Source organism: Micromonospora sp. WMMA1923 (assembly GCF_049179195.1).
Taxonomy (GTDB): domain Bacteria; phylum Actinomycetota; class Actinomycetes; order Mycobacteriales; family Micromonosporaceae; genus Micromonospora; species Micromonospora yangpuensis.
This window is the reverse complement of the sequence record NZ_JBMHLZ010000001.1, coordinates 5,297,397-5,323,653: the sequence shown is the minus strand read 5'-3', so window position 1 is coordinate 5,323,653 and position 26,257 is coordinate 5,297,397. Positions and strand designations below refer to the sequence as shown.

19 protein-coding genes and 3 pseudogenes are annotated in these 26,257 nt (G+C 73.5%); 10 read left to right on the top strand and 12 right to left on the bottom strand.

The annotated features are described in order from the left end of the window. Positions 1 to 34 precede the first annotated feature (34 nt). Together ACN28G_RS24155 and ACN28G_RS24150 are read left to right on the top strand one after the other, a co-directional pair. Positions 35 to 991, top strand: a complete 957-nt coding sequence (locus tag ACN28G_RS24155) for a transporter substrate-binding domain-containing protein (protein ID WP_229688676.1) — start codon at positions 35 to 37, stop codon at positions 989 to 991. After that, entirely contained in the window at positions 988 to 2,019 is a 1,032-nt protein-coding gene (locus ACN28G_RS24150; RefSeq protein WP_175440691.1) for a hypothetical protein, read from the top strand. Before ACN28G_RS24155 ends, ACN28G_RS24150 begins: the two co-directional genes overlap by 4 nt. Positions 2,020 to 2,204: 185 nt before the next feature. Here the strand turns inward: ACN28G_RS24150 and ACN28G_RS24145 are convergent, their stop codons facing one another. Beyond that, positions 2,205 to 2,501, bottom strand: coding sequence for a helix-turn-helix domain-containing protein (locus ACN28G_RS24145; protein WP_421480389.1), 297 nt, complete (start codon positions 2,499 to 2,501; stop codon positions 2,205 to 2,207). A 66-nt stretch (positions 2,502 to 2,567) separates the two neighbouring features. Here ACN28G_RS24145 and map point away from each other — a divergent pair, with 66 nt between their 5' ends. Further along, positions 2,568 to 3,338, top strand: a complete 771-nt coding sequence (map, locus tag ACN28G_RS24140) for a type I methionyl aminopeptidase (protein WP_091445163.1) — start codon at positions 2,568 to 2,570, stop codon at positions 3,336 to 3,338. Between the two features lie 7 nt (positions 3,339 to 3,345). On the opposite strand, the pseudogene ACN28G_RS24135 reads toward map, so the two are convergent. From ACN28G_RS24135 to ACN28G_RS24105, 7 genes and pseudogenes are all read right to left on the bottom strand, one after another. Continuing rightward, positions 3,346 to 3,975: pseudogene (locus tag ACN28G_RS24135) on the bottom strand (acyl-CoA dehydrogenase family protein); the annotation flags it as partial. Between the two features lie 195 nt (positions 3,976 to 4,170). Continuing rightward, positions 4,171 to 4,683 (bottom strand): annotated as a pseudogene (locus ACN28G_RS24130) (acyl-CoA dehydrogenase family protein); the annotation flags it as partial. Positions 4,684 to 4,696: 13 nt separating this feature from the next. Further along, positions 4,697 to 6,658 (bottom strand): acetyl/propionyl/methylcrotonyl-CoA carboxylase subunit alpha, encoded by a 1,962-nt coding sequence (locus tag ACN28G_RS24125; protein WP_421480388.1) that lies wholly within the window; start codon positions 6,656 to 6,658, stop codon positions 4,697 to 4,699. Positions 6,659 to 6,686: 28 nt separating this feature from the next. Further along, a complete protein-coding gene (locus ACN28G_RS24120) occupies positions 6,687 to 8,288 on the bottom strand; it encodes an acyl-CoA carboxylase subunit beta (protein WP_421480387.1) in 1,602 nt (533 codons plus the stop codon). Then, positions 8,285 to 9,997 (bottom strand): acyclic terpene utilization AtuA family protein, encoded by a 1,713-nt coding sequence (locus tag ACN28G_RS24115; protein ID WP_421480965.1) that lies wholly within the window; start codon positions 9,995 to 9,997, stop codon positions 8,285 to 8,287. The genes ACN28G_RS24120 and ACN28G_RS24115 overlap by 4 nt, the downstream gene beginning before the upstream one ends. A gap of 164 nt (positions 9,998 to 10,161) precedes the next feature. Beyond that, positions 10,162 to 10,764 (bottom strand): annotated as a pseudogene (locus tag ACN28G_RS24110) (TetR/AcrR family transcriptional regulator); the annotation flags it as partial. 268 nt (positions 10,765 to 11,032) lie between these two features. Beyond that, positions 11,033 to 11,710 carry a Crp/Fnr family transcriptional regulator gene (locus ACN28G_RS24105; RefSeq protein ID WP_007073398.1) on the bottom strand — a complete coding sequence of 226 codons (678 nt, stop codon included), beginning with the start codon at positions 11,708 to 11,710 and terminating at the stop codon, positions 11,033 to 11,035. 219 nt (positions 11,711 to 11,929) lie between these two features. On the opposite strand from ACN28G_RS24105, the gene ACN28G_RS24100 reads away from it, so the two are divergent. From ACN28G_RS24100 to ACN28G_RS24075, 6 genes are all read left to right on the top strand, one after another. Next, positions 11,930 to 12,772, top strand: a complete 843-nt coding sequence (locus ACN28G_RS24100; RefSeq protein ID WP_091445109.1) for an adenosylcobinamide amidohydrolase — start codon at positions 11,930 to 11,932, stop codon at positions 12,770 to 12,772. An 11-nt stretch (positions 12,773 to 12,783) separates the two neighbouring features. Continuing rightward, positions 12,784 to 13,941, top strand: coding sequence for a CapA family protein (locus tag ACN28G_RS24095; RefSeq protein ID WP_091445107.1), 1,158 nt, complete (start codon positions 12,784 to 12,786; stop codon positions 13,939 to 13,941). An 85-nt stretch (positions 13,942 to 14,026) separates the two neighbouring features. Further along, on the top strand, positions 14,027 to 14,806 hold the full coding sequence (gene nth / locus ACN28G_RS24090; protein WP_421480386.1) for an endonuclease III: 780 nt from the start codon (positions 14,027 to 14,029) through the stop codon (positions 14,804 to 14,806). 68 nt (positions 14,807 to 14,874) lie between these two features. Then, complete coding sequence (locus tag ACN28G_RS24085; RefSeq protein ID WP_421480385.1) at positions 14,875 to 15,657, top strand: redoxin domain-containing protein; 783 nt, start codon at positions 14,875 to 14,877, stop codon at positions 15,655 to 15,657. After that, positions 15,654 to 16,343 (top strand): NUDIX hydrolase, encoded by a 690-nt coding sequence (locus ACN28G_RS24080; RefSeq protein ID WP_421480384.1) that lies wholly within the window; start codon positions 15,654 to 15,656, stop codon positions 16,341 to 16,343. Before ACN28G_RS24085 ends, ACN28G_RS24080 begins: the two co-directional genes overlap by 4 nt. A 118-nt stretch (positions 16,344 to 16,461) precedes the next feature. Beyond that, positions 16,462 to 17,640 (top strand): MarP family serine protease, encoded by a 1,179-nt coding sequence (locus ACN28G_RS24075; protein ID WP_091445099.1) that lies wholly within the window; start codon positions 16,462 to 16,464, stop codon positions 17,638 to 17,640. A gap of 59 nt (positions 17,641 to 17,699) precedes the next feature. On the opposite strand, the gene ACN28G_RS24070 is transcribed toward ACN28G_RS24075, so the two are convergent. The 3 genes from ACN28G_RS24070 to eccCa form a co-directional block, all read right to left on the bottom strand. After that, a complete protein-coding gene (locus ACN28G_RS24070; protein ID WP_091445096.1) occupies positions 17,700 to 18,428 on the bottom strand; it encodes a phosphatase PAP2 family protein in 729 nt (242 codons plus the stop codon). Positions 18,429 to 18,525: 97 nt separating this feature from the next. Beyond that, entirely contained in the window at positions 18,526 to 19,986 is a 1,461-nt protein-coding gene (mycP, locus tag ACN28G_RS24065; RefSeq protein ID WP_421480383.1) for a type VII secretion-associated serine protease mycosin, read from the bottom strand. A gap of 146 nt (positions 19,987 to 20,132) precedes the next feature. Beyond that, positions 20,133 to 24,140, bottom strand: coding sequence for a type VII secretion protein EccCa (gene eccCa / locus ACN28G_RS24060; RefSeq protein ID WP_421480382.1), 4,008 nt, complete (start codon positions 24,138 to 24,140; stop codon positions 20,133 to 20,135). Between the two features lie 103 nt (positions 24,141 to 24,243). Between eccCa and eccD the strand changes: the two genes are divergently transcribed. After that, the gene (gene eccD / locus ACN28G_RS24055; RefSeq protein ID WP_421480381.1) at positions 24,244 to 25,641 is read left to right on the top strand and encodes a type VII secretion integral membrane protein EccD; all 1,398 of its coding nucleotides are present in this window, start codon (positions 24,244 to 24,246) and stop codon (positions 25,639 to 25,641) included. Positions 25,642 to 25,687: 46 nt separating this feature from the next. Here the strand turns inward: eccD and ACN28G_RS24050 are convergent, their stop codons facing one another. Then, positions 25,688 to 26,194, bottom strand: coding sequence for an inorganic diphosphatase (locus tag ACN28G_RS24050; RefSeq protein WP_091445087.1), 507 nt, complete (start codon positions 26,192 to 26,194; stop codon positions 25,688 to 25,690). Between the last annotated feature and the right edge of the window lie 63 nt (positions 26,195 to 26,257).

Sequence of the window (26,257 nt, the reverse complement as noted above, 5' to 3'; positions counted from 1 at the left end):
GCTACTCTCGGTGCTCCGCAGGATACTCGACCCTGTGAGGTCGCCGTTGAAACTGACCCTCTCCCGGTCCCGGCTGCGCTCCGTCGCCACCACCGTCGCGGTGGCCCTGACCCTCGCGCTCGCCGCTGCCGCCGGCTGTGACAACCAGCAGGAGCCGAAGCTGCCCTCGGTCCGGGACAAGATCCGCGAGTCCCACATCTACGGCCAGCCGAAGCTGCGGATCGGCGTCTCCGCGACCTCCCCGCTGATGAGCCAACGCAACGCCGACGGCACCTTCTCCGGGTTCGACATCGAGATCGCCCGGTACATCGCGACCTCACTCGGCTACGAGGGGGACCAGCGGATCGACTTCGTGACGCTGACCACCGAGCAGCGGGTCGAGGCACTGCAGGCCGGCACGGTCGATCTCGTGGTCACCAGTTTCTCGATGACCGAGGAACGCGAGAAACTGGTCAGCTTCGCCGGGCCGTACCTGGTCACCACCCCGGAGGTGCTGGTGCCGGTCGCGCTCAAGGACAAGATCCGTACGTTGGAGGACCTCGCCGATCCGGCGTACAAGGTCTGCGCCAGCGGCGGGTCCACCACGGAGACCGAGCTGCGTCAGCACGACGTACCGGTCAGGGTGGTCCAGGAGGTCGAGGACTGCGTCAAGGGCATGCTGGAGGGCAGGTACGACGCCGCCGCCTCCGACGAGACCATGCTGGCCGGATTCCGTTACCTCTACCCGGACGACTTCGAGATCGTCAACATGCCCTTCGGGACCAGCGAGCTGATCGGGGTCGGCGTGCCGATCGGCGACCCGGCGCTGCGTGACCTGGTCGCCTTCTTCCTGCAGAAGAGCTACCGACAGGGGCGCGAGACGGGCAACAGCCCGTGGCAGAGCGCGTACAACCGCACCCTGGGTGGCTGGCTGGGGGTGCCACGGACCCAGCCGCAGCCGCTCGACGTACCCGAGCTGGTGGACTTCGACGACCGGGCCCCCCAGCGGTGAGGGGATCCACCGACCCGACAACGGAGGCCGGGTCGGTCCGGGGACGGGCGGTACGGGCCGACCCGGAGCGTCGGGCCCGGGCCAGCCAGTCGTTCTGGACGGCGGTGGTGGGGGTGCCGGCGGTCTTCTCGGTGCTCCGGCTCGGCGTCGAGGCCGGCGGTGAGCTGCAGACCACTCTGCTGCTGGTGGCCAACGTGGGCCCGGTCAACCTGGTCGCCGGGTTCCTCACCACGGCGGCCCGGCTGCTCTCCACCGCGCTGGTCGCGGTCTTCGCCCTCGGCGCGGTGCTGGCGGTCAGCGCCGACCGGATGCCGGCGACGTTCCGCCGGCCGCTCTTCGCCCGCTGGACCGAGATCACTCCCGACTGGTTCGTGGTGGCCAGCTTCCTGCTCGCCCTGATCACCTGGAAGCTGCTCTACCTGCCGCTGCTGCTGCCCGCGTTCGCCGCCGCGTTCCAACTCGGCCCGGCCCGGCTGCACGACCGGCTCGGCCCCCGGGTGCTGATCGTCGTCGGGCTGCTCGGCGGGTACCTCTGGTTCTTCTGGGCCACCCTGACCGACGCGGTGGCGCAGCGGGAGCTGCTGGTGGTCGTGCTGTTGGTCGCGCCGCCGGTGCTGGCCCTGGCCATCGCCGGGCCACTGCCGGCCCGGGTGATCCGGCCGCTGAGCACGCTCACCGAGCTCGCCGTGGCGGCGGTGATCGTCTGGGCGGCGTTGCCGGTGATCAGCACGCCGGTGCTGCCGCTGACGGTGACCACGGTGGCCGGTCCGCAGGCGACCGAGGACCTCCGGGGGCACGTCGTCAGCGTCGACGACGTCAGCATGGTGATCCTGCAGGAGCGCGGCGGCGTGCGGTACGTCCCGGTCGACCAGGTACGGGCTCAGGTGCTCTGCCCCGCCGAGGAGGAGCTGCCCCGGCACCGGTTGCGGATCCACGACTTCCACATCGAGGACTCGTTGCTGGAGGGGCTGGGCCGGCGGGTGCGTCCGGTGCACCGCATCGACGCCGCCTGCCGCACCACCGGGTGAAAGGAAGGGCCCCCTATTAACGCATTTGGTAGAGAAGGGTTCCCCGCTCACACCTCACCCCAGGGCCGGAGCACGCCGGGCGGCGGGGCAGCTGGGCTGGGCCGGGGCAGGCCGGGGCGGCGGGGCAGCTGGGCCGGGGCGGGGCCGGGGCGGCGGGGCAGGCGGGGCGGCGGGACAGGGGTGGGTCAGGAGGCCAGGCGTTCGTCGGCGGGGCGGATTGGTCCGGTGAGGTCTTCGGCCGGCTGGCTGATCTCCGTCCAGACCGTGTCGAGGGAGAGGTCGAGGACGCCGGCGATCACGGCGATGGTGGAGAAGGCCGGGGTGGCCACCCGGCCGGACTCGATCTTGCGAAGGGTCTCCGGTGAGATGCCGGCGGCGAGCGCGGTGCGCAGCATCGACCGGTCTCCCCGGGCGCGACGCAGCAGAGCGCCGAGGCGCTGCCCGCGCTCGACCTCCTCGGGAGTGAGCGGCAACCTGACCATGACTCCGATTCTAGTACCGGGATAGTATGGCCGGGATTCTTATTGGCAGTTGAGGGAAGGCGCTGCATGATCGAGATTCTGGGCCCCACCGAGCTGCGGCAGGGCAGGGAGACCGGTGCCCTGGTCGCCGACGTGCTGCAGACCCTGAAGGACCGCAGCACGGTCGGCACGAACCTGCTGGACATCGACCGCTGGGCCGAACAGATGATCGTCGAGGCGGGGGCGCAGTCCTGCTACGTCGACTACGAACCGTCCTTCGGTCGTGGACCGTTCGGCCACTACATCTGCACCTCGGTAAACGACGCTGTGCTGCACGGACTGCCGCACGACTACCAACTCGCCGACGGCGATCTGCTCTCGCTCGACCTCGCGGTCTCCCTGGGTGGAGTCGTCGCCGACTCGGCCATCAGCTTCGTCGTCGGCGATACCCGGCCCGCGGAGAGCCTGGCGATGATCGACGCGACCGAGCGCGCGTTGCGGGCGGGGATCGCCGCGGCCGGCCCCGGTGCGCGGATCGGCGACCTCTCCCACGCAATCGGCTCGGTGCTCAGCGCGGCGGGCTACCGGATCAACACCGAGTTCGGTGGGCACGGGGTCGGTTCGACGATGCACCAGGGCCCGCACGTGGCCAACACCGGACGGCCCGGTCGCGGTTACCGGCTCCGCCCCGGGCTGCTGCTGGCCCTGGAGCCGTGGATCATGGCGGACACCGCCGAGCTGGTCACCGACGCGGACGGCTGGACCCTGCGCAGCGCGACCGGCTGCCGGACGGCGCACAGCGAGCACACCATCGCCATCACCGACGACGGCGCCGAGATCCTCACCGTGGCGAGGTGACCAACGGTCAGTAGGACTTCTCCTGGCCCAGCACGTGCTGGGCGACGAAGTTGAGGATCATCTCCCGGCTGACCGGGGCGATCCGGCCGGCCCGGACCGCCCCGAGCAGGGTCGCCACCCCGTACTCGGTGGTCATGCCGGCCCCGCCGAGCGCCTGGACGGCGGTGTCCACGGCGAGTGCGGCGGCCTCCCCGGCGGCGTACTTGGCCAGGTTGCCGGCGATCCCCGCCTCCAGGTCCCGGCCGGCGTCGTAACGGGTGGCCGCCTTGTAGATCATCAGCCGGGCCAACTCGACCTGCACCGCCGCGTGGGCCAACGGATGGGCCACTCCCTGGTGCGACCCGATGCTCCGGCCGCGCCACACCCGGCGGGTGGCGGTGTACTCCGAGGCCCGTTCCAGGGCGTACCGGCCGGTGCCGACACCCATCGCGGCCACCGTGATCCGCTCCGGGTTGAGCCCGGCGAAGAGCGCCGGCAACCCGGCGTCCACCGACCCGCCGACCAGCGCGTCGGCCGGGACCCGTACCTCGTCGAGATAGAGCAGGAACTGGTTCTCCGGTGAGACGATCTCCATCTCCAGGCGCGACCGGGTCAGTCCGGGCGCGTCGGTCGGCACCACGAACAGCGCCGGCCTGAGCCGCGGCGAGCCGCCCGCCGTCGCGCCCTTCCCGCCCTTCCCGCCCGCCGTCGCGCCACCGTCGTCGGGGGAGCCGCCCGCCGTCGCGCCACCGTCGTCGGGGGAGCCGCCCGCCGTCGCGCCACCGTCGTCGGGGGAACCGCTCGCCGTCGCGCCGCCGGCGCCAGGGGAGACGGTGCCGTCGGGGTCGGCGGGCACCCGGGCTACCACCAGGACGTGGTCGGCCTCGTCGACGCCGGAGATGTAGCACTTGCGGCCGGAGATCAGCCAGTCGTCGCCGTCGCGGCGGGCCACCGTGCCGAGCTGGTGGAAGTTCGACCCGGCCTCCGGTTCGGTGATCGCGAAGGCCACCTTCGTCGAGCCGTCGGCGAGGCCGGGCAGGAAACGACTCCGCTGTTCCTCGGTACCGTGCCTGGCGATCACCGTGCCGGCGATGGCCGGGGAGACCACCAGCAGCAGCAACGGGCAGCCGGCCGCGGCCAGCTCCTCGCAGACGATGGCCAGCTCGGTGATGCCGCCGCCGCCACCGCCGTACCCGGTGGGGATGTTGACCCCGAGGTAGCCGAGCCGGCCGGCCTCGCTCCACAGCTCGGTGGTGTGCTCGCCGGCCTTGGCCTTCGCCACGAAGTAGCCGTGGCCGTACCGTCGGCCAAGCGCCCGCACCGCGTCGCGGAGCTGGGCCTGTTCGTCGGTGAGGTCGAAGTCCATCGGGTCCTCCAGGTCACTCGGGGGTGAGGACGGCCAGGACGGTGCCGGTGTCGACCTGGCCGCCGGTCGGCACCGGTAGCTCGCTGACCAGCCCGTCGGCCGGGGCGACGACCGGGTGCTCCAGCTTCATCGCCTCCAGGGTCAGCAGCAGGTCACCGGCGGTCACCCGCTGGCCGACCCCGACGTGCGTCCGGGTCACCGTGCCGGGCAGCGGGGCGAGCAGCGAACCGGCCGCCAGCGCCACGGTGGGCGGCGGGAGACGCGGCAGCTCGGTCAGGCTCGCCGCCCCGTCCGGACCGTCCACGAAGACCTCGGACCCCACCCGGTGTACGCGGTACGCCCGCCGCACCCCGTCGACGTCGAGCACCACCCGGTCCGGGGCCGCCCCGACCAGCGTCACCTGCCGGTCGGTAGCCGGATCGGTGGACCAGTCCGCCAGCGCGCCGGTGCGGTCCAGCCGGTACCGGACGGCAAGCTCACCGCCGTCCGCCCCGGCGAACCGGGTGACCTGGGGGAACGCCGGCACGTTGCGCCAGCCCGAGGGCAGCCCGGCGAGCACCGGGGCGTTGGCCCGGCGGTCCGCCGCCAGGGCGAGCGCGCCGGCCAGGGCGACCAGGGGCAGCTCGTCGGCCGGCAGCAGCGGGGCGAAGACCGCGTCGTGCCGGTCCAGGAACCCGGTGTCCACCTCGGCGGCGCCGAACTCGGGGCTGCGCAGCACCCGGACCAGCAGGTCCCGGTTGGTGGCCACCCCGTGCACCTCGGCCCGGGCCAGCGCGCCGGCCAGCGCCCGGACCGCCTCGGTGCGGGTCTCACCCCAGGCGACCAGCTTGGCCAGCATCGAGTCGTAGTGCACCCCCACCACCGAACCGTCGGTCACCCCGGAGTCCAGGCGCAGCCCCCGGGCCGGGGTGAACGTGTCCGTGACGCCGGGCACCGCGAACCGGTGCAGGGTGCCGGTGGCCGGCCGGAAGCCCCGCGCCGGCTCCTCGGCGCAGAGGCGTACCTCGACGGCGTGGCCGGTGGTCGGCGGGGTGGCCGTCAGCGGCAGCGGCGCACCCTCGGCGACCAGCAGTTGCAGCCGGACCAGGTCCAGCCCGGTGACCGCCTCGGTGACCGGGTGCTCCACCTGCAACCGGGTGTTCATCTCCAGGAAGAAGAACGCCCCGTCCGGGGCGAGCAGGAACTCCACCGTCCCCGCCCCGACGTAGTCGACCGCCCGGCCGGCCGCCACCGCCGCCTCGTGCAGTCGTCGCCGCAGCTCCGGCGCGAGCCCGGCCGGGGCCTCCTCGACCAGCTTCTGGTGCCGGCGCTGGATCGAACAGTCCCGCTCCCCGAGCGCCACCACCGTGCGGTGGGTGTCGCCGAAGATCTGCACCTCGACGTGGCGGCCACCCTCGACGTACCGCTCGACGAAGACCGTGCCGTCGCCGAACGCGGCGGCCGCCTCGCGCCCGGCGGAGGCCACCGCCCCGGCCAACCCGGCGGCGTCGCGGACGATCCGCATGCCGCGGCCGCCACCGCCCGCGGACGCCTTGACCAGCACCGGGTACTCCGTGATCAGGTCGGGGTCGGTCCAGGTCGGCAGCATCGGTACGCCCGCAGGGGCGAGCAGCGCCTTCGCCGCCAGCTTGTCACCCATCGCGGCGATCACCCGGGCCGGTGGGCCGACCCAGGTCAGCCCGGCGTCGGTCACCGCCGTCGCGAAGTCGGCATTCTCGGCGAGGAAGCCGTACCCCGGGTGCACGGCATCCGCGCCGCTGCGCCGGGCCGCGTCCAGCAGCGCATCCACCCGCAGGTACGTCTCGGCGGGCGTGCGCCCCGGCAGTCGTACCGCCTGGTCGGCCTCGGCGACCAACGGCGTGTCGGCGTCGGCGTCGGAGTGCACGGCGACCGTGGCGACACCCAGGCGCCGGCAGGTGGCGACGACCCGGCGGGCGATCTCCCCCCGGTTGGCCACCAGCAACGTCCGGATCACGGGTACGGTCCTCCCTCGGCTGGCGGTGCTACGGGCGGAAGACGCCGAAGCCGGTGCTGCCCCGCACCGGCGCGTTGTGCACGGCCGACAGGCAGAACCCCAGCACGGTACGGGTGTCCCGGGGGTCGATCACCCCGTCGTCGTAGAGCCGGCCGGAGAGGAAGAGCGCCCCGGACTCCGACTCGATCTGCCGCTCCACAGTGGCCCGCATCGTGGCGTCGGCCTCGGCGTCGAATTCCCGGCCCCGGGCGGCGGCGGCCTGCCGGGCCACGATGGAGAGCACCCCGGCCAACTGCGCCGGCCCCATCACCGCCGACCTGGCGTTCGGCCAGGTGAACAGGAACCGGGGTTCGAACGCCCGGCCGCACATGCCGTAGTTGCCTGCACCGTACGAGGCGCCGAGGTTCACCGTCAGGTGCGGCACCGTCGAGTTCGCCACCGCGTTGATCATCAGAGCCCCGTGCTTGATGATGCCGGCCTGCTCGTAGGCGCTGCCCACCATGAAGCCGGTGGTGTTCTGCAGGAAGAGCAGCGGGGTGTCGGCGGCGTTGGCGAGCTGGATGAACTGGGTGGCCTTCTGCGCCTCCGCGCCGAACAGCACCCCCCGGGCATTTGCCAGTACGCCTATCGGGTACCCGTGCAGCTCGCCCCAGCCGGTGACCAGGGCGGTGCCGTAGGCCGGCTTGAACTCGTCGAACTCGCTGCCGTCCAGCAGCCGGGCCAGCACCTCACGCGGGTCGAACGGCACCTTCAGGTCGGCGCTGACCAGATCGAGCAGCTCCTCCGGGTCGTACCTGGGAGGTGTGGCCGAACCGGTGCGCGGCGGCGGACCCGGTTTGTGCCGGTTGAGCCGGCGGACGCACCGCCGGGCCAGCCGGATGCCGTCACGTTCGTCGGCGGCGAGGAAATCGGCGAGGCCGGAGGTGGTGGCGTGCATGACCGCGCCGCCGAGCGACTCGTCGTCGGTGACCTCGCCGGTAGCCATCCGCACCAACGGCGGGCCGGCCAGGTAGACCTGGGACCGGTCCCGGATCATGATCGTGAAGTCCGACATGCCGGGGATGTAGGCACCACCGGCCGTGGCGTTGCCGAACACCACGCTGACCGTGGGGATCTTCGCCGCGGAGAGCCGGGTCAGGTCCCGGAACACCCGGCCGCCGGGAATGAAGATCTCCGCCTGGGTGGGCAGGTCCGCCCCGGCCGACTCGACCAGGTTGACCATCGGCAACCGGTTGGCCAGGGCGATCTCGCCGGCCCGGCGGGTCTTCGCCAGCGACCACGGGTTCACCGCACCGCCCCGCACCGTCGGGTCGTTGGCCACGACCAGGCACTCCACCCCCTCGACCACCCCGATGCCGGTGACCACGCCGGCCCCGACCGGGAAGTCGGTGCCGTACCCGGCGACCGGCGACAACTCCAGGAACGGGCTGTCCTGGTCGACCAGCAGCTCGATGCGCTCCCGGGGGAGCAGCCGACCGCGGGCGTGGTGCCGGGCCACGTACTTCTCGCCACCACCGGCCCGGGCCCGGTCGAGGGCGGCCGTCAACTCGGCGAGGCGCTCCCGCAACGCCGCCCGGTTGGCCCGTTGGGCCGGGGCGGACGGGTCGAGGCTGCTCTCCAGTACGGTCACCGGTCACCGCCCGCCGCGATGGTCCCGACTCCCGTCCCGTCGTCGGTGGGCAGGTCGACGATGCGCCCCCGCAGCAGCTCCCCCAACGCCTTGGCCTGCGGATCGAACCTCGTGGAGGCGGCCACCCCCGGCCCGAGCAGCCCCCGGATCACGAAGTTGACCGCGCGCAGGTGGGGCAGCTCGTACCGCTCGACGGTCAACGGCGCGGTCTCCGGCAGCAACTCGGCCAGCCGCCGCACGGTCAGCCAGTCGCGCAGCCAACCCCAGGTCGCGTCGGTGCGCGCCCACACCCCGAGGTTGGCGTCACCGCCCTTGTCGCCCGAGCGTGCCCCCACCACCTCCCCCAACGCCCCCCGCCGCCCAGAGCGCAAGGAAGGGCCCCTTGTTAACGCATTCTGTTGTACAGGGGGCCCTTGCAAACGGGTCACCGGTGGCGGGGCGATCGGCTGCCGGGTGCCGTCCGGCAGGACCGCGACGTGCGGCACCTCGCACTGCGGCACGGTCCCGGCGGTGAAGACGCCGTACGGGGTGGCGTCGCCCGGCAGGCCGGTAAGCGTGCAGCCCGGGTAGGAGGCCAGCGCCAGCTCCACCGCCGCCGCCGAGAAGGCCCGCCCGGCCCGCGCCCGGTCACCGTCACGCAGGTGTACGTGCAGCAGCGCGCTCGCCGCCTCGGTCTCGGTCGCGTCCGGATGGTCGGTACGGGCCAGCGTGAACTCCAGCCCCGCCGGGCCGACGGCCGCCTCGACCTGTCCGCGTACCAGCGCTGCCTTGGCGGGGATGTCGAGGCCGCAGAGCACGAAGGTCATCGAGTTGCGGAAGCCGCCCAGCCGGTTGACGCCCACCTTGAGGGTCTCCGGCGGCGGCGTGCCCCGGGTCCCGTGGACCCGTACCCGGTCCGGCCCGTCCGGTCGCAGGCGTACCGTGTCCAGCCAGGTCACCACGTCTGGCCCCAGGTACGCCAGCCCGTCCACCTCGTACAACAGTTGGGCGGTGACCGTCTCCACGGTGACCGCGCCGCCGGTGCCGGGATGCTTGGTGAGCACCGCGGAGCCGTCCGGGTGGATCTCGGCGATCGGGAAGCCGGGCCGGTGGCCGCCGTCGGGCAGCTCGGTGAAGAAGCTGAAGTTGCCGCCGGTGACCTGCGCGCCACACTCGATCAGGTGTCCGGCGACGGTCGCCCCGGCCAGCGCGTCGAGATCGTCGCGCCCCCAGCCGAACCGGGCGACGGCCGGCCCGACGGCCAGCGAGGCGTCGGTGACCCGGCCGGTGACCACCACGTCCGCCCCGGCATCCAGGCAGGCGGCGATGCCGAACGCGCCGAGGTACGCATTGGCGGTGAGGGCGTCCGGCCGGTCGAGGGCGTCACCTTCGACGTGACCGACCCGGACGGTGAGGCCGAGCCGGTCGGCGAGCGCGCCGATCGCGGCGGCCAGACCGGCCGGGTTCAGCCCACCGGCGTTGGTCACGATGCGTACCCCGCGCTCCAGCGCGGTGCCGAGGGTGTCCTCCAGTTGGCGCAGGAACGTCCGGGCGTAACCCAGGCCGGCGTCGCGCGCCCGGTCCCGACCGAGGATGACCATGGTCAGCTCGGCCAGGTAGTCACCGGTCAACACGTCCAGTTCGCCACCGTCGAGCATCTCCCGCCAGGCGGTGAAGCGGTCGCCGTAGAACCCGGAGGCGTTGCCGACCCGCAGCGGCCCGGTCGCCAGCGGGCCGCCCACGGCGTCGACGGTTCGCTCGCGTGGCTCGCTCACGACGCCACCTCGCCGTGCTCGGCGTCGGTCGGGTCGACCATGGTCCCTGCGGGCACGGTCCCCGCGACCATGGTCCCTGCGGGCATGGTCCCTGCGGGCATGGTTCCTGCGGGGCGTCCGGGAGTGAGCAGGGTGGCGAGCTGGCGTTTCCAGGTGTGCAGGAGGGCTGCACGGCGGGCCGAGTCGTCGTTGAGCAGGTTGGCCACGCCCAGCCCACGGAGCAGGTCGAGGGTCGCCTGGACGGCCTCGCGGACGCCGGGCCGACGCTCGTCGACGCCGAGCAGTTCGACAGTGAGCCGGTGCATCTCCCGACCTACCTGGTTCTCCAGCGGCACCAGGGCGGCGCGTAGCTCCGGGTCGGTGCGGGCGGCCACCCACAGTTCGAGCGCGGCGACGAAGAGTGGCCCGGTGAAGGCTGCACCGAGCAGGTCGACCACCCGGTCGAGCCGCTGCGTGCCGGCGGGTAGGGCCTGCGCCTCGGTGCGCAACTCGTCCGCCCGGCGCTCGGCGAGATGGGCCACGGCGGCGGTGACCAGGGCAGCCCTGGTCGGGTAGTGGTGCAGTTGCGCACCGCGCGAGACACCGGCGCGGGCGGCGACTCCGGTGGTGGTGGTACCGGACCAGCCCTGCTCCACCAGGCATTCGACGGTCGCCGCCAGCAGCCGCGCCCGGGTGGCACGGCTGCGCTCCTGCTGCGGTACGCGGCTCGATGCGGTGGGCACCGGAACAGCGTGTCGCCCCCGAAACAAACAGTCAAGCCTGACTTTTTCGGCGCACCGAGCCTCACCCGTACCCGTGGGTCCGCCGTATCCAGGCTCGGGTCAGGCAGTTTCCGGGAAACGGTGGCCACCGCCGGCCTGGACAGCACTCTTGCCACGATCGAGTGCCACCGGCGCGGTGCGCGGTGATGGCGCGGTGCGCGGTGATGGCGCGGTGTGCGGCGACGGCGCGCGTGGCGGTGCCGCGCGCGCCGTCAGGAGGAGGCGGGGGTCAGACCCGGGCGCGGCGGGCCAGCCGCTCGGGGTCCAGGATGATGATGCTCTTGCCGTCCAGCCGCAGCCAGCCCCGCGAGGCGAAGTCAGCCAGCGCCTTGTTGACGGTCTCCCGGGAGGCGCCGACGAGCTGGGCGATCTCCTCCTGGGTCAGGTCGTGGGTGACCCGCAGCACCCCGCCGTCGCGGGTGCCGAACCGGCCGGCCATCTGGAGCAGGTTCTTCGCGACCCGGCCCGGCACGTCGGTGAAGATCAGGTCGGCAAGCGAGTCGTTGGTCCGGCGCAGCCTGCGGGCCAGCACCCGGAGCAACTGCTCGGCGATCTCCGGCCGGTTGTTCAGCCAGGGGCGCAGGGCCTGCTTACGGAGTCGGACCAGCCGGGTGTCGGTCACCGCGGTGGCGGTCGCCGTACGCGGCCCGGGGTCGAAGAGCGACAGCTCACCGACCATGTCCGAGGGGCCCATCACGGCGATCAGGTTCTGTCGGCCGTCCGCCGCGCGGCGACCCACCTTGATCTTGCCGGACAGGAGAATGTACAGGCTGTCGCCGGGCTCGCCCTCGTTGAAGACGACCTCGCCCTTGCGGACCTCGATCGTCTCCATCTCCTTGGCGAGCGCCTCGGCAGCCTCCGGGTCGACGCCCTGGAAGATCCCACTACGGGCCAGTACCTCGTCCATCGCGCACCTCCGCCTGCGCGTGCCGTCCGTCGGCCCGGGTCCGCCGTCCGCTGATCCCTCGCGCGCCGCCAAGTCTAGGCGCATGTGAGCAGTAATCAGAGGTGCACCCCTGGAAACTTGATCGTTGGACGTAACCTGACCGACCTGGTCAACCGCTACGATCCGTTGCCCTGCCGGATGTGAGCGCTCCCACGTCGAGCTGCCCGTAGGGTCAGCCTCGTGCTGAACGAACCCGGTCTGACCTCCCGCGTCGAGCAGGGGTGGGAACTGCCGCTGTTGGTCTGGCGGGCCGAGCGACCGCTGCGCGCGGTCAGTTCCGCCCCGCTCGGCGGCGGGCTCGGTACCCGGGGCTGGGTGGTGAACGCGACCGTGCCGATGTCGTACCGGCGGGACGACCCCGCCGACCACCTGGCCGAGCTGGCCGCCGACCTCGGCCTGGACGGGCCCGGGGTCGGTCTGCTGACCGGCGTGGACGTCGCGGACGTGGTCAGCCGGTCGGAGTCCGGGGTGCGGGTCTGGGCCACCGTGGGCCTGGGCCTACCGATCTGGGCCGCCGACCCCGCCGCCGACCCCGCCACCACCGCCGGTCGGGCCACCCACCCCGCCGCCGTCCCTGCCGGCCGGGCCGGCAGGCCGTCACCTGGGGAAGGGTCGCGTGCCCGGCCGCCGGCGCCGAGGGTCGGGACGGTCAACATCGTGGGGTACGTCCCGATCCGGCTCACCGATGCCGCCCTGGTCAACGCGGTGGCCACGGCGACCGAGGCGAAGGCCCAGGCGATCATCGGGCTCGGGCATCCGGGCACCGGCACCCCTACCGACGCGGTGACCGTGCTGTGCCCGGTCGACGGGCCGGTGGCCGACTACGGTGGGCCCCGCTCGGAGTGGGGTGCCCTGCTGGCCAGAGCCGTGTACGCCGCAGTCCGGGCCGGCGGGCTGGCCGACCGGCCCCCGTGGTCGGAGCGGGCGCAAGGCCGGAAGCCTGATCGGTACCCGCCTTCGGAACGGACGGGTGGGCAAAAGTCCGACCGAACGGTCATCGTCGGGCCGGAAATCGCCCGGTAGGGTCTCCGGCGATGTCCGCCGCCGCCCTGCCCCGAACCCGTCCGCGCCGCCGCCTCGCCCTCGGCGTGGCCCTGGCCGCGCTGCTCGCCGTCGCCGGCTGCTCGACCCCTGAGCCCAGCGCCGTCTGGGAGCCCGCGCCCAGCAGCGCCAAGGGCGCCAGCGGCAAACCCGGTCCGGGTGGCTCCCCGGCCGACGAGGAGAAGGTGATCTCGCTCTCCGCCACCGGTGACATCATCATGGGCAACGCGCCGTCCCGGCTGCCCGCCAACGGCGGGAAGGGCTTCTTCGACTCGGTCAAGGGTGCCCTCAAGGCCGACGTGGTGATGGGCAACCTGGAGGAGCCGCTCACCGTCGACACCGGCACCGGCAAGTGCGGCCCCAACTCGACGCGCTGTTTCCAGTTCCGGGCCCCACCGGAGTACGCCGCGCATCTGCGCGACGCCGGGTTCGACCTGCTCAACCAGGCAAACAACCACGGCTACGACTTCGGCCCGAAGGGCTACGAGAACACCCAGCAGGCGCTGGAGGAGCACGAGCTGGCGCACACCGGCGCACCGGACCAGATCACCGTGGTCGAGGCGAAGGGCGTCAAGGTCGCGGTCGCCGGCTTCTCGTCGTACGCCTGGTCCAACAGCCTGGTCGACATCGAGGCGGCGGCGAAGGTGGTCAAGAAGGCGGCGACCATGGCCGACCTGGTCGTGGTGCAGGTGCACATGGGTGCCGAGGGCGCCGCCATGACCCGGACCCGACCGGGCACCGAGATGTTCCTCGGCGAGAACCGGGGTGACCCGATCAAGTTCTCCCGGACGATGGTCGAGGCCGGGGCGGACCTGGTGGTCGGGCACGGCCCGCACGTGCTGCGGGGGATGGAGTTCCACCAGGGCCGGCTCATCGCCTACAGCCTGGGCAACTTCGCCGGGGGCGGCAACACCCTGAACAACTCCGGCCGGCTGGGTTGGGGCGGGGTGCTCAAGGTGTCGCTCAAGCCGGACGGGACCTGGGCCGGCGGGAAGCTGACCTCCACGTACATGAACGGGGCCGGCAAGCCGACGATGGACCCGGACGACCGGGGTCTCGGGCTGGTCCGGGAGTTGAACCGGCTGGACTTCCCGAAGACCGGGGCCCGCCTCGACGACGAGGGCCGGATCTCCGCACCCGACCGGGGCTGACCCGCGCGACGCGCCGCCCGGTGCCGGCGGCCGGCGCCGGGCGGGGTGCAGCGGGGTGCTGTCGTGGCGACGTAGGCTGGCCGGCGTGACCAGAAGTGCCAACGAGACCGAACTCGGGCGGAAACGCCGGGCCCGGCGGATCGGACGGGTGCTTACCGAGACCCATCCCGACGCCCACTGCGAGCTGGACCACTCCAACCCGCTGGAACTCGCCGTGGCCACCATCCTGTCCGCCCAGTGCACGGACAAGAAGGTCAACGAGGTCACCCCGAAGCTCTTCGCCCGCTATCCGAGCGCCGTCGACTACGCCGGGGCGGACCGGACGGAGCTGGAGGAGCTGATCCGACCGACCGGCTTCTACCGGAACAAGACCGACTCGTTGATCAAGCTCGGTCGGGCTCTCGTCGAGCGGTACGACGGCCAGGTGCCGGGGCGCCTCACCGAGCTGGTCACCCTCCCCGGCATCGGCCGCAAGACCGCCAACGTCATCCTCGGCAACGCCTTCGACGTGCCCGGCATCACCGTCGACACCCACTTCCAGCGGCTGGTCGGGCGCTGGGGGCTGACCACCGAGACCGATCCGGTCAAGATCGAACACGCCGTCGGCGCGCTCTACGAACGGCGCGACTGGACGATGCTGTCGCACCGGATCATCTTCCACGGCCGGCGGGTCTGCCACGCCCGCAAGCCGGCCTGCGGCGCCTGCACGCTGACGAAGCTCTGCCCGGCGTACGGCACCGGGCCGACCGATCCGGCGCTGGCGGTCAAGCTGCTCAAGGGGCCCCGGGCCCGGGACCTCGCGGTGGCCGCCGGGGTCGATCCCGATCTGGTGCCACCGGCAGCGGTCCCGGCGGAGGTGCCGTGAAGCCCAAAGGTGCCATGCAGCCCGGAGGTGCCGTGCAGCCCAAAGGCGCCGTGCAGCGACGAGGTGCCGTGCAGCGACGACTCGCCGCCCTGGTCGTACCGGTGATGCTGGTCATAACGGGCTGCACGACCGCACCGGAGCCGGCTCCGGACGCCGCCGACAGCCGGCCCACCCGGCCCTCGCCGTTCGCCGACTGCGCCGGCCTGACCACCCCGCCGCCGTCGGCCGACCCGGCCCGTTCCACCCCCGCCGGCCCGGCCTCGCCCGCAGGTCCGGCCTCGTCCGCAGCTCCCGGTGGTACGCCGGCTGGTTCCGACGGTGCCGGCTCGCCGGCTGGTTCCGACAATGCCGGCTCGCCGGCTGGTTCCGACAATGCCGGCTCGCCGGCGGCGTCCGGCGCGACCGGCGGGACGGGTGAGGTCGTCGGGCAGCGGCTGCCGGAGTTGGCGCTGACCTGCTTCACCGGCGGGGCGAACGTCACACTCGCCGACGTACGCGGTCCCGCGGTGATCAACGTCTGGGCCTCCTGGTGCCCGCCCTGCCGGGAGGAGCTGCCCGCCTTCCAGCGGCTCAGCCAGCGGGCCGACGGTCGGTTCCAGGTGATCGGGATCAACAGCCGGGACCGCCGGGCCGGCGCGCAGTCCATCGGCGAGGACTTCGGCGTCCGGTTCCCGATGCTGTTCGACCAGGGGGACAGCGTGCAGAACGCGCTGCGGCGCAACGCGATCCCGATGACCCTGTTCGTCGGCGCCGACGGCCGGATCCGGCACCTCGACGTGACCGGGGCCCTCGACGACGCCCGCCTGGCCGAGCTGGTCCGGGACCATCTGGGCGTGACGGTGCCGGCGTGAGCCGTCGACCACCTACCTGGATCGAGCCGCTGCTGGGCCGGCTCGGCAGTGCCCGGCCGCAGGACTTCACCCGGTTGACCACCCCGGTCACCGGTGGCCGGGAGAGCGCCGTACTGGTGCTGCTCGGCGAGGATGCGGCCACCGGCCCGGACGTGCTGATCCTGCAGCGCGCGGCGAACCTGCGCAACCACGCCGGACAGCCGGCCTTCCCCGGTGGCGCGGCCGATCCCGGTGACCCGGGGCCGGCCGCGACCGCGCTACGGGAGGCCAACGAGGAGGTCGACCTCGACCCGGACAGCGTCACCGTCCTGGCCGAGCTGCCCCGGCTCTGGATTCCGGTGAGTGAGTTCGTGGTGACGCCGGTGCTCGGCTGGTGGCACGAGCCGCATCCGGTGCACGCCCGGCAGCCGGCCGAGGTGGCGCACGTGGCCCGGCTGCCCGTCGCCGAGCTGGTCGACCCGGCGAACCGGCTCCAGGTCCGCCACCCCAGCGGCTGGATCGGACCGGCCTTCGCCGCCCGGGGAATGCTGGTCTGGGGCTTCACCGCCGGGGTGCTCGCCGCACTGTTGGAGATGGGCGGCTGGTCCCGGCCGTGGTCCGCCGACCGGGTGGTGGACCTGCCGCCCACCGACGCCGCCCCGGCGCCCTCGGCGGGCATCGACGAGACCACCGCGTCGCCGACCTGACGGTGCACCGGTGACGGCCAGCAGCGTCGGCCGCCTGCGTGGGCCTGACGACGTACCGCGTCGTCACCTTCTGCAAGCGCCTGACGGTGGTCGTGCGCGGTGCCCGTACCCTTGACGGGTGTCCGCCGTGGATCTCGTACTGCTCATGCTCATGCTCGTGTTCGCGATCAGCGGATACCGCCAGGGTTTCGTCATCGGAGTGCTGTCCTTCTCCGGCTTCTTCGTGGGTGCCCTGATCGGGCTGCAGCTCGGCCCGATGCTTGCCAACCAGGTGATCGACAGCGGCATGCGGGTGTTGATCTCACTGGTGGCGGTCTTCGGCCTGGCCGTGGTCGGTCAGGCGCTGGCTGGCTGGCTCGGCTCCCATCTCCGCAGGACGATCACCAGTGACGTCGGCCGGCGCGCCGACGACGTGGGCGGGGCGTTCGTCTCGCTGCTCGCCGTACTCCTGGTCGCCTGGCTGGTCGCGGTGCCGCTGGGATCCTCGTCGCTGCCGTGGTTGGCCTCCTCGGTACGCAACAGCGCGGTGCTGGCCGTGGTGGACCAGGTCATGCCGGACCAGGCGCAGCAACTCTCCACGGCACTGCGGGACACCGTCGACACCAACGGGTTCCCGGACGTCTTCGGCGACCTGGCCCCCACCCGGGCGCGCCAGGTGTCGCCACCCGACCCGGCGCTGGCCGGCTCGCCGGTGGTGACCAACGGGCAACGGTCGGTGGTGAAGGTGCTCGGTTCCGCGCCGAGCTGCTCGCGCCGGATCGAGGGCTCCGGTTTCGTGTACGCCGACGACCGGGTGATGACCAACGCGCACGTGGTCGCCGGCACCCGGACCGTCGCCGTCGAGCTGAACGGCCAGCGGTACGACGGCGACGTGGTGGTCTACGACCCGGGCCGGGACCTCGCCGTGCTGCGGGTGCCCAACCTGCCCGGCCCGTCCATGCGGTTCGCCGCGGGCAACGTCGCCAGCGGGGCGGACGCCATCGTGCTGGGCTTCCCGCTCGACGGGCCGTACAACGCCCAGTCGGCCCGGATCCGGGACGTCGGCCGGATCAAGGGGCCGGACATCTACTCCGCCACCGAGGTCGAAAGGGAGATCTACACGATCCGGGCCCTGGTCCGCAGCGGCAACTCCGGTGGCCCGCTGGTCTCCTCCAACGGGCTGGTGCTCGGGGTGATCTTCGCGGCGGTCGCCGACGACCCGAACACCGGCTTCGCGGTGACGGCCGCCGAGGCCCGGCCGGTGGCGCTGGCCGGTGCGGAGCGGACCCGGGCGGTCGGCACCGGTGAGTGCACCTGAGCCCGGTGGTCGAGGTGTGATCCCGATGGCGCGGGTCGGCCGGTGCTCGGCCGGTCCGGTCAGGCCGCCGGACCGGTGCCTCGGTGCCGCCAGGGAGCGAAGGCCGCGACGGTGGCGGTGACCACCGCCGCGCCGAGCAGCCAGCCGGCCAGCACGTCACTGGTCCAGTGCACGCCGAGGACGATCCGGCTGAACCCGGTCAACCCGGCGAGGGCGCTGGCGGCCAGCCAGAGTGCGGCCCGTCGCCCCGGCCGGCCCCGGGTGTCCGGCAGGAAGACCACCAGGAGCACCCCGGCGAAGAGCGCCGCGTTCAGGGCGTGGCCCGACGGGAAGGCGTAGCCGCTGGCGAAGGAGACCGGGTCGGACAGGTCGGGGCGGTCCCGGCTGACCAGGAGCTTCAGCAGCGGACCGAGCAGGCCGCCGAAGACCATGGTGGCGGCCACCCAGCCGGCCAGCCGCCGGTTGCCCCGGCGCAGCAGCCAGAGGGCCACCAGCAGGGCGCCCACCCGCAGCGGGTTGGGTGCGAAGACGTCGGTCCAGAGCGTCGCCAGCCGGGTCCACCCGGGGTGGTCGAGGGCGTGGGCGTGCAGCCCGTCGGTGACCCGACGGTCCAGCTCACGCAGCGGGGTCCAGCCCGTCAGGACCAGCAGTGCCAGACCCGTGAAGGGCACCGCCACCAGAGCGGCGGCGGTGCCGGCCAGGGTGAGCGACAGACCACGCGGATGGTCCGGGTCGAGTCGGCGTACCCGCCAGGAGGGCTCGACCGGGGGCACGGGGGTGCGGCTCATGGTCCTGACCTACCCGGGACGACGACGACTCAGACCTGCCCCGCGGGGACCTGCTGTCCGGCTCGGACCTGTCGCCCGGCTCGGACCTGACCGCAGGTCAGCGGGTCCACCGGCGGAGCCGACGGAACATCAGTGCGCTACCGGCGACCAGGGCGGTGCCGACGGCCAGCCCGGCCCAGAGCCGCCCCGAGGTCGAGTCGTCCTGGCCCCCGGCGGGCTGAGCGGTCCAGCGGGTCTGCTGCCGGGGTGCGGTGAAGCCGAGATCGGTGCCGGCGCCGTCGGTGTCGTCGGCCTGGCTGCTGCCCGGTGCCGGGCCGAAGCCGGCCACCCCCGGCGAGACCTGGTCGTCCAGGGGGTTGCGCGGCACCGACGGTACGTCGGTGGTCAGCGCGGCGACCGGATCGACCAGACCGTAGCCGAACCGGTCGTCCCGCCCGGGTGGGCCGATGTCCCGGGCGGTGCTGATCAGGCGGTTGACCACGTCGCCGGCCGACATCTGCGGGTACTTCGCCCGGATCAGCGCGGCCGAGGCGGAGACCAGCGGCGCGGCGAAGCTGGTGCCCTGCACCCGCCAGTAGCCACCCGGACGCGCACCGACGAGCCCACTCGCCGGCGCGGTGAGCACGGTGGCCGGGCCGGTGATCGACCCGGACCAGAGCTGCTCGGTGTCGCGCTCCAGGCCGGCGACCGCGATCACGCCGGGCTCCCGCGCCGGGTACCAGACCTTGCTGCTGGTCGAGGTGGCGACGTTGCCTGAGCAGGCGACGACCACCACGTCCCGGGCGAACGCGTAGTCGACCGCAGCGGCCAGGGCGGCGCTGTCGCCGCTGCCACCGAGGGAGAGGTTGATCACCCGGGCGCCGTTGTCGACGGCCCATCGCACTCCCTTGGCGACGATCAACGCGTCGTCGTACCGGTTGTCCGCGTCGAGGACCCGGACCGGCAGGATCTTCGCCTCCGGGGCCAGGCCTACCGCCCCCTGCCGGTCGTCGTGCCGTCCGGCGATCAGGCCGGCCACCGTCGTGCCGTGACCGACCGGGTCGGGGCTACCGCCCCCGCCGGGGCTGACCAGGTCGAGACCGGGCAGCACCTGACCGGCCAGGTCGGGGTGACCACCGTCCACCCCGGAGTCGACCACCGCCACGGTGACGCCCCGGCCGGTCGACGTACGCCAGGCGGTCTTCGCCCCCAGCGCGTCTAGTTGCCACTGCTCGTCGCGGACGTGGTCGACCCGGCGCGGCGTGTCCACCGGGGCGAACGCCACCGGCAGCGTGGTCGGCGCAGCGAGGGTCGAGGCCGGGGGCAGGGTGGTCGGCGGAGCGAGCGCGGTCGGTACGGCGATGGTGGTCGCGGGTCGGTGGAGGGGCGCGGCCCCGGCCACCGGGGCCGCGCCGGTGACACCGACGACAGCCACCGCGACGCCGAGCAGCAACCGGCCGGCCGTCCGGCCGGCCACGGCGACGCGGTCCGGCCGACCCGGGGTCAGGACGCTGGTGACCGTGGCGCGTCGGGACGCTGCCGAACGGCCGTGCCGAGTCCCAGTCACATTCTCAGCCATTCATCGCGACAGAAGCTTGATCCTCGGAGATTACCCAATTCCCCGCTCCGGTCGGGGCGAACCGCGGACAAGCCCGCCCGGCGGGTCGGCCAAGCCCGCGCCACGGGCCGGTCGGCGGGTCGGCCCGGCCCACGCCGGGGTACCGGTCAGGGTGGGGGCAGGTGCGCCAACTGCACCAGCCGTACGCCCTCCCGGCGGGTGACCAGCCGGCCGCGTCCGGGCGGCAACGGCCCGGGACGCACCGAGCCGACCAACGCCCCCTCGTCCGGGCTGCCGCTCATCACCAGCCCGGCGGTGGAGAGCTCCCGGAGTCGTTGCACGATCGGTTCGAACTGGGCCCGGGCGGCCCCGCCGGACCGCCGGGCCAGCACCAGGTGCAGCCCGACGTCCCGCGCCTGGGGCAGGAACTCCACCAGGGCGCGGAGCGGGTTCGTCGGCCCGCCGGCCACCAGGTCGTAGTCGTCCACCAGCACGAACAACTCCGGCCCGGACCACCAGGACCGCTGGCGCAGCTGCGCCGGGGTGACCTCCGATCCGGGGATGCGGTCCTGCAGGTAGCCGGCGGAGGACTCCATCAGGTCGGTGGTGTGTGGCGCGGCCGTGCCGTACCCGATCAGGTGTGGCAGTTCGTCGATCACCCCGAGCAGGCTGCGCCGGTAGTCCACCAGGATCACCCGGGCCTGTTCCGGGGTGAAGCGCCGGGTGATCGAGGTGGCCAGCGCCCGCAGGAACGAGGACTTGCCGCACTCGGCGTCACCGAAGACCACGAAGTGCGGCTCGGCGGCGAAGTCCAGCAGCACCGGCCGCAGGTCCGCCTCGGCGATCCCGACCGGCACCTGCAGACCGCGCGCGGAGGTCACCGGCAGCTCGGCGTAGGGAAGCACCGGCGGTAGCAGCCGGACCGGTGGCGCGGAGGGTCCCGCCCAGGCGGCGGCAACCGCCTCGACCACCTCGGCGGTCTCCCCACCGGCACCGGCCAGCCGGGGCAGTGCGGTCAGGAAGTGCAGGCTCTCGGCGGTGATGCCCCGCCCCGGCGTACTCTCCGGCACGTTCGCCGCCGCCCGGCGGGCCACCATGGAGTCCGACGGATCGTTGAGCCGCAGCTCGATCCGGGAGGCGAACAGGTCCCGGATGGCGGGCCGGAAGTCGATCCAGCGTACGGCGGTGGCCACCACGTGCACCCCGTACGACAGGCCCCGGGTGGCCAGGTCGGTGATCAGCGGCTCCAGGTCGTCGTACTCGCCGCGCAGCGTGCTCCAGCCGTCGACCACCAGGAACACGTCGCCGAACGGATCGGTCACCGGCTGCCCGGCGGCGGCCGTCGCCGAGCGCCGCCGTCGGTAGGCGGCCATCGACTCGACGCCCAGCTCGGCGAAGATCCGCTCCCGGTCGGTCAGCACGGTGACCAGCTCGCCGACGGTACGCCGGACCGCGGTCGGGTCGGTGCGGCCGGTGACCCCGCCGACGTGCGGCAGGCCGCGCACCGCCGCCAGCCCGCCGCCGCCGAAGTCCAGACAGTAGAGCTGGGCCTCGGCCGGGGTGTGGGTCAACGCCAGCGCGCATACCAGGGTACGCAGCAGGTTGGACTTGCCGCTCTGCGGCGCACCCACCACCGCCACGTGCCCGGCCGCGCCGTCCAGCGCCAGCCAGAGCAGATCCCGGCGCTGCTCGTACGGCTTGTCGACGATTGCCACCGGCACCTGGAGGGCGCCGTGCAGCTCGGGGTTGCCGAAGGTGAGGCCCCGGGCCGGGTCGGCGCCGGCCGGGCCGAGCAGCTCGTCGAGGGCGGGTGGACTGCCCAGCGGTGGCAGCCACACCTGGTGTGCCGGCGGACCCTGCCCGGCCAGCCGGTCGACCAGCACGTCGAGCAGACTCTCCGTACCGGCCTCGTCGACGACGCCGGTGGGCACCGGATCGGCCGGCTCGGGCACCGGCACGTGATGGGTGGAGAAGGCGAGCAGGCGGGGGGCCGCGGTCCCACCGGCACCCGCTGTCGGGCTCCGGCGGCGCAGGGTGCCGGAGACGTACGCGGCCTTGAACCGGATCAGCGGCTCGGTGCCGAACCGCAGGTAGCCGTGCCCGGGGGAGCGGGGCAGCTCGTGCGCGTCGGGCACGCCGAGCACCGTGCGGGACTCCAACGCCGAGAAGGTCCGCAACCCGATCCGGTACGACAGGTGGGTGTCCAGGCCCCGTAGCCGGCCCTCCTCCAGGCGCTGGCTGGCCAGGAGCAGGTGCACCCCCAGCGACCGTCCCAGCCGGCCGATCTGCACGAAGAGGTCGATGAAGTCCGGCTTGGCCGACAGCAGCTCGGAGAACTCGTCGCAGACCAGCAGCAGCGACGGCAGCGGGGCCAGCGGGGTGCCGGCGGCCCGGGCCCGTTCGTAGTCCCGCAGGCTGGCGAAGTTCCCGGCCCGACGCAGCAGCTCCTGCCGGCGTACCAACTCGCCGTTGATCGCGTCGACCATCCGGTCGACCAGGGGTAACGCGTCGGCCAGGTTGGTGATCACCGCGGCGGTGTGCGGCAGGCGGTCGAACGAGGCGAAGGTGGCCCCGCCCTTGAAGTCGACAAGCACCACGTTGAGCTGCTCCGAGCTGTGCGTGGCAGCCAACCCGAGCACCAGGGTGCGCAGCAGTTCGGACTTGCCGGAACCGGTCGCCCCGATGAGCAGCCCGTGCGGCCCCATGCCGTCCTGCGCGGACTCCTTCAGGTCGAGCTCGATCGCGCCCCCGTCGGCACCCACCCCGATCGGCACCCGCAGCCGGTCCCGGGCCGGCCGGGGCGCCCAGCCCTGCTCGGTGGTGAAGCTCTCCGGGTCGCCGATGCCGAGCAGTTCGGGCAGGCCCAGCTCGGCGCCGGACGGGGCGTCCGGTCCGCGCACCGCGCCGGCCAGCCGGAGCGGGGCCAGGCGCCGGGCGATCGCCTCGGCGTCGACCGGTTCGAGCCGGTCGGCGGTGCCGACCTCGGCGTGGCCGTCGGCGGAGACCGAGTGCAACCGGCCGCCGCGCAGCTCCAGCAGCAGCGCGAACCGGTCCAGCAGGCGCGGTGGCGGGGTGTCCAGGTCGAGCACGGTGACCGCGTCGATGCCGCCGTCACCGGTCAGGTCGGTGGCCCCGGTCAGGTCGGCTCCGTCGAGCACCACCACCACGTGCGGCCCGTCGGTGACCGGTCCGGTCGGGCTGAACCGGGACCGGGCGGACAGTACGTCGCCGAGCAGCCGTTCCAGCTCGGCGACGGAGCTGGTGACCAGCCGTACCGGACCGAGCGCGTCGAGGCGGTCCGGATGGTGCGCGTGCGGCAGCCACTTGATCCACTCCCAGCCGGCCCGCCGCTCCGGCCCGGCGCAGACCGCGACGAGCAGCTCGTCCGGGGCATGGAAGACGGCGAGCTGGATCAGCATGGCCCGGGTCAGTGCCTGGGCGTCGGTGGTCCCCGCCGCCCGGCGGTCCGGCCCGCCGACGGCCGTCTCGCCCCGCCCGGACGAGCCCCCGGCCGGTGCGTCCCGGACGAAGACCCGGGCGAAGCTGCGTAGCGAGAGCGCCACCGGCAGGTCGGGCACCACCGAGTACGCGTCGAGGAACCGCCGCAGCGCCCCGGCGGTCATCGGCTCCAGCTCCTCAAGCGGGCGGGTGACCGGTGGGATCAGTGGCGTGGCCAGCGTCTGCGGACCCACCGCCACCCGGACCACGGCGAAGTCGGGGTCGGTCGGCCGGCGTTCCCAGACCCGGTGACTGTCCACCGTGGACCAGAGTCGCCCCGGGTCGGGATGCCGGTAGTAGAGCCCGGACCGTTGGGCGCCGGCGGTCTGCCGGACCCGTCGGCGCAGCGTGGCCAGGTGGCGCAGGTACTCGCGGCGGGCGGCCATCATCTCGGACTTCTTCGGCGTGCCCGAGGCGGCACCCCACGAGGTGGCCAGCATGGCCACCGAGGAGAGCCCGAACATGCCGCCGACCACGTACGAGTACGCGCCCCCGCCCCGGCCGAACATCATCGCCATCGCGACCGTGCCACCCAACATCGGCAGCACCATCAACATCTGCTGCCAGCGCCCGCCGGTGACCGCCGGGATCTCCGGAGGCGCCTCGACCGGCAGCTCACCGACCGGGATCTCGGGCGCCGGCCGCCGGGGCGGTCGCTTGATGACGACAGTGGACACTCGATCCTCCCCCACAGCGCTCGGTAACCCGAGCCTGGCTCATCGTAGGTAAAGTCCTGTCGTCCGCGCAGCCGCCGCCCTCGTCCCGTATGGAGATAAGTCGATGTCAATCGGGCTGGCCCGGGTCACGATCAGCGCACCCCGACGCCGGTTGGACGTGGCCCTGCCGGAACAGGCGCCCCTGGCCGAGTTGTTGCCGGAGGTGCTCCGACACGCCGGTGAGGGCCTGGCCGACGAGGGCGAACGACACGGCGGCTGGGTGCTGCGACGGACCGACGGCACGGTGTTGCAGACCGCCCAGGCCCTGCTCCCGCAGGGGGTACGCGACGGTGAGGTGCTGCACCTGGTGCAGGCCCGGGCGCAGTGGCCCGAGCTGGAGTACGACGACGTGGTGGAGGCGATCGCCGACGGGGCGCGGCGGCGCGGCGGCGCCTGGTCGCCCGGTGCCACCCGGACGGCCACCCTGGTCGGGGCGGGGGTTCCGCTGGTGGCCGGGCTGGTCGCCGTCCTGGTGCCAGCGCCGGGACAGCCGGGCCGGTGGCCGGTCGCGCTCGCGGTGGCGGTACTGCTCACCCTCGCCGGTACGGCGGCCTCCCGCGCGTACGGCGACGCCGCGTCCGGGGCGACGCTCGGCGGGTACGCGCTGCCGTACGCCTTCGCCGCCGGTGCCCTGGCGGTCAGCTCCGGCGACCCGGTCGGCCCGGTTCCCCTGCTGCGCTGGCTCGGCGCGCCCGAACTGCTGGCCGGTACGGTGACGTTGTTGCTGGTCGCGGTGCTCGGTCTGGTCGGCGTGGCCGCCCGACTCCGGGTCTTCGTGGCCGGGGCGACCGTCGGCCTGGCCGGCGCCCTCACCGCCCTCGGCGGGCTCTTCCTCGCCCCGGCGTCGACCGCGGCGGTGCTGCTCTGCGTACTGGTCCTCGCCATCGGCGCGTTACCGCTGCTGGCCATCCGGTTCGGCAAGCTGCCGCTGCCGCCGATCACGCTGCCCACCGGCACGGCCGACGGCGAACGGGCCCGGGACCTGCCGGACCGCTCCCGGGTGCACGCGGCGGTGGCCCGTACCGAGGAGATGCTGGCCGGCCTGCTGATCGGGCACGCCGTCCTGGCGGTCGCCGCGGCGTCGGTGTTGGCCACCGCGGGCGGGGGTGCCGGGCTGCTGCTGGTGGCGGTCGGGTCGGCCGTACTGCTGCTGCGCTGCCGGCTCTTCGTGGCGCTGCGTCACCGGGTGCCGACGATCACCGCCGCGCTGGCCGGGGCGGCCGTGCTCGGCGTGGTGCTCGCCCAGCGCGCCGGTGCCACCGGACTGACCGGGCTGGCCATCGCCGGCCCGGCGCTGGCCCTGGTCACCGTGGCGGCGGGCAGCACGTACGCACGCCGGCCGGTGTCGCCGTACCTGGGCCGGATCGCGGACCTGACCGACACGGCGCTGGTGGTCTCGGTGGTGCCGGTGGCCTGTGCGGTGCTGGGCCTCTACGAGCGCGCCCGCGGGTTGCTCGGCTGAGCGGCCCACGGGCGCGGTCGGACGGGCACCGGAGTGCCCCGGGTGGTCAGTGGGTGGCCTCGCCGCGCGCTTCGGCCTCCTGCTGGCGTCGGTAGGACGCCTGGATCTCCGCCTCGGCCTCCACGCGGCCGACCCAGGTGGCGCCCTCCACCGACTTGCCGGGCTCCAGGTCCTTGTACACCTCGAAGAAGTGCTGGATCTCCAGCCGGTCGAACTCGCTGACGTGGTGGATGTCGCGCAGGTGCTCCTGACGCGGGTCCTCGTAGGGCACGCAGAGGACCTTGTCGTCGCCGCCCTTCTCGTCGGTCATCCGGAACATACCGATCGCGCGGCACCGGATCAGACAACCCGGGAACGTCGGCTCGGGGACCAGCACCAGCGCGTCCAGCGGATCGCCGTCCTCGCCCAGGGTGCCCTCGATGAAGCCGTAGTCGGCCGGATACTGGGTCGACGTGAAGAGGGTGCGGTCCAGCCGGATCCGGCCGGTCGCGTGGTCCACCTCGTATTTGTTGCGGTGACCCTTGGGGATCTCAACCGTGACGTCGAAATCCATCTCACGCTCCCTCGTTTGCCCACGCTGGCCAACGGAACCAGTCGCGCCCCCGGTCGGATGAAT

What these genes read in the sequence shown, in the direction of transcription:
- ACN28G_RS24105 (WP_007073398.1), bottom strand. Translation starts at nt 11,710, where the DNA reads ATGGACGAGGTACTGGCCCGTAGTGGGATCTTCCAGGGCGTCGACCCG.
- ACN28G_RS24070 (WP_091445096.1), bottom strand. Translation starts at nt 18,428, where the DNA reads ATGAGCCGCACCCCCGTGCCCCCGGTCGAGCCCTCCTGGCGGGTACGC.
- ACN28G_RS24145 (WP_421480389.1), bottom strand. Translation starts at nt 2,501, where the DNA reads ATGGTCAGGTTGCCGCTCACTCCCGAGGAGGTCGAGCGCGGGCAGCGC.
- mycP (WP_421480383.1), bottom strand. Translation starts at nt 19,986, where the DNA reads ATGGCTGAGAATGTGACTGGGACTCGGCACGGCCGTTCGGCAGCGTCC.
- ACN28G_RS24095 (WP_091445107.1), top strand. Translation starts at nt 12,784, where the DNA reads ATGTCCGCCGCCGCCCTGCCCCGAACCCGTCCGCGCCGCCGCCTCGCC.
- eccD (WP_421480381.1), top strand. Translation starts at nt 24,244, where the DNA reads ATGTCAATCGGGCTGGCCCGGGTCACGATCAGCGCACCCCGACGCCGG.
- map (WP_091445163.1), top strand. Translation starts at nt 2,568, where the DNA reads ATGATCGAGATTCTGGGCCCCACCGAGCTGCGGCAGGGCAGGGAGACC.
- ACN28G_RS24050 (WP_091445087.1), bottom strand. Translation starts at nt 26,194, where the DNA reads ATGGATTTCGACGTCACGGTTGAGATCCCCAAGGGTCACCGCAACAAA.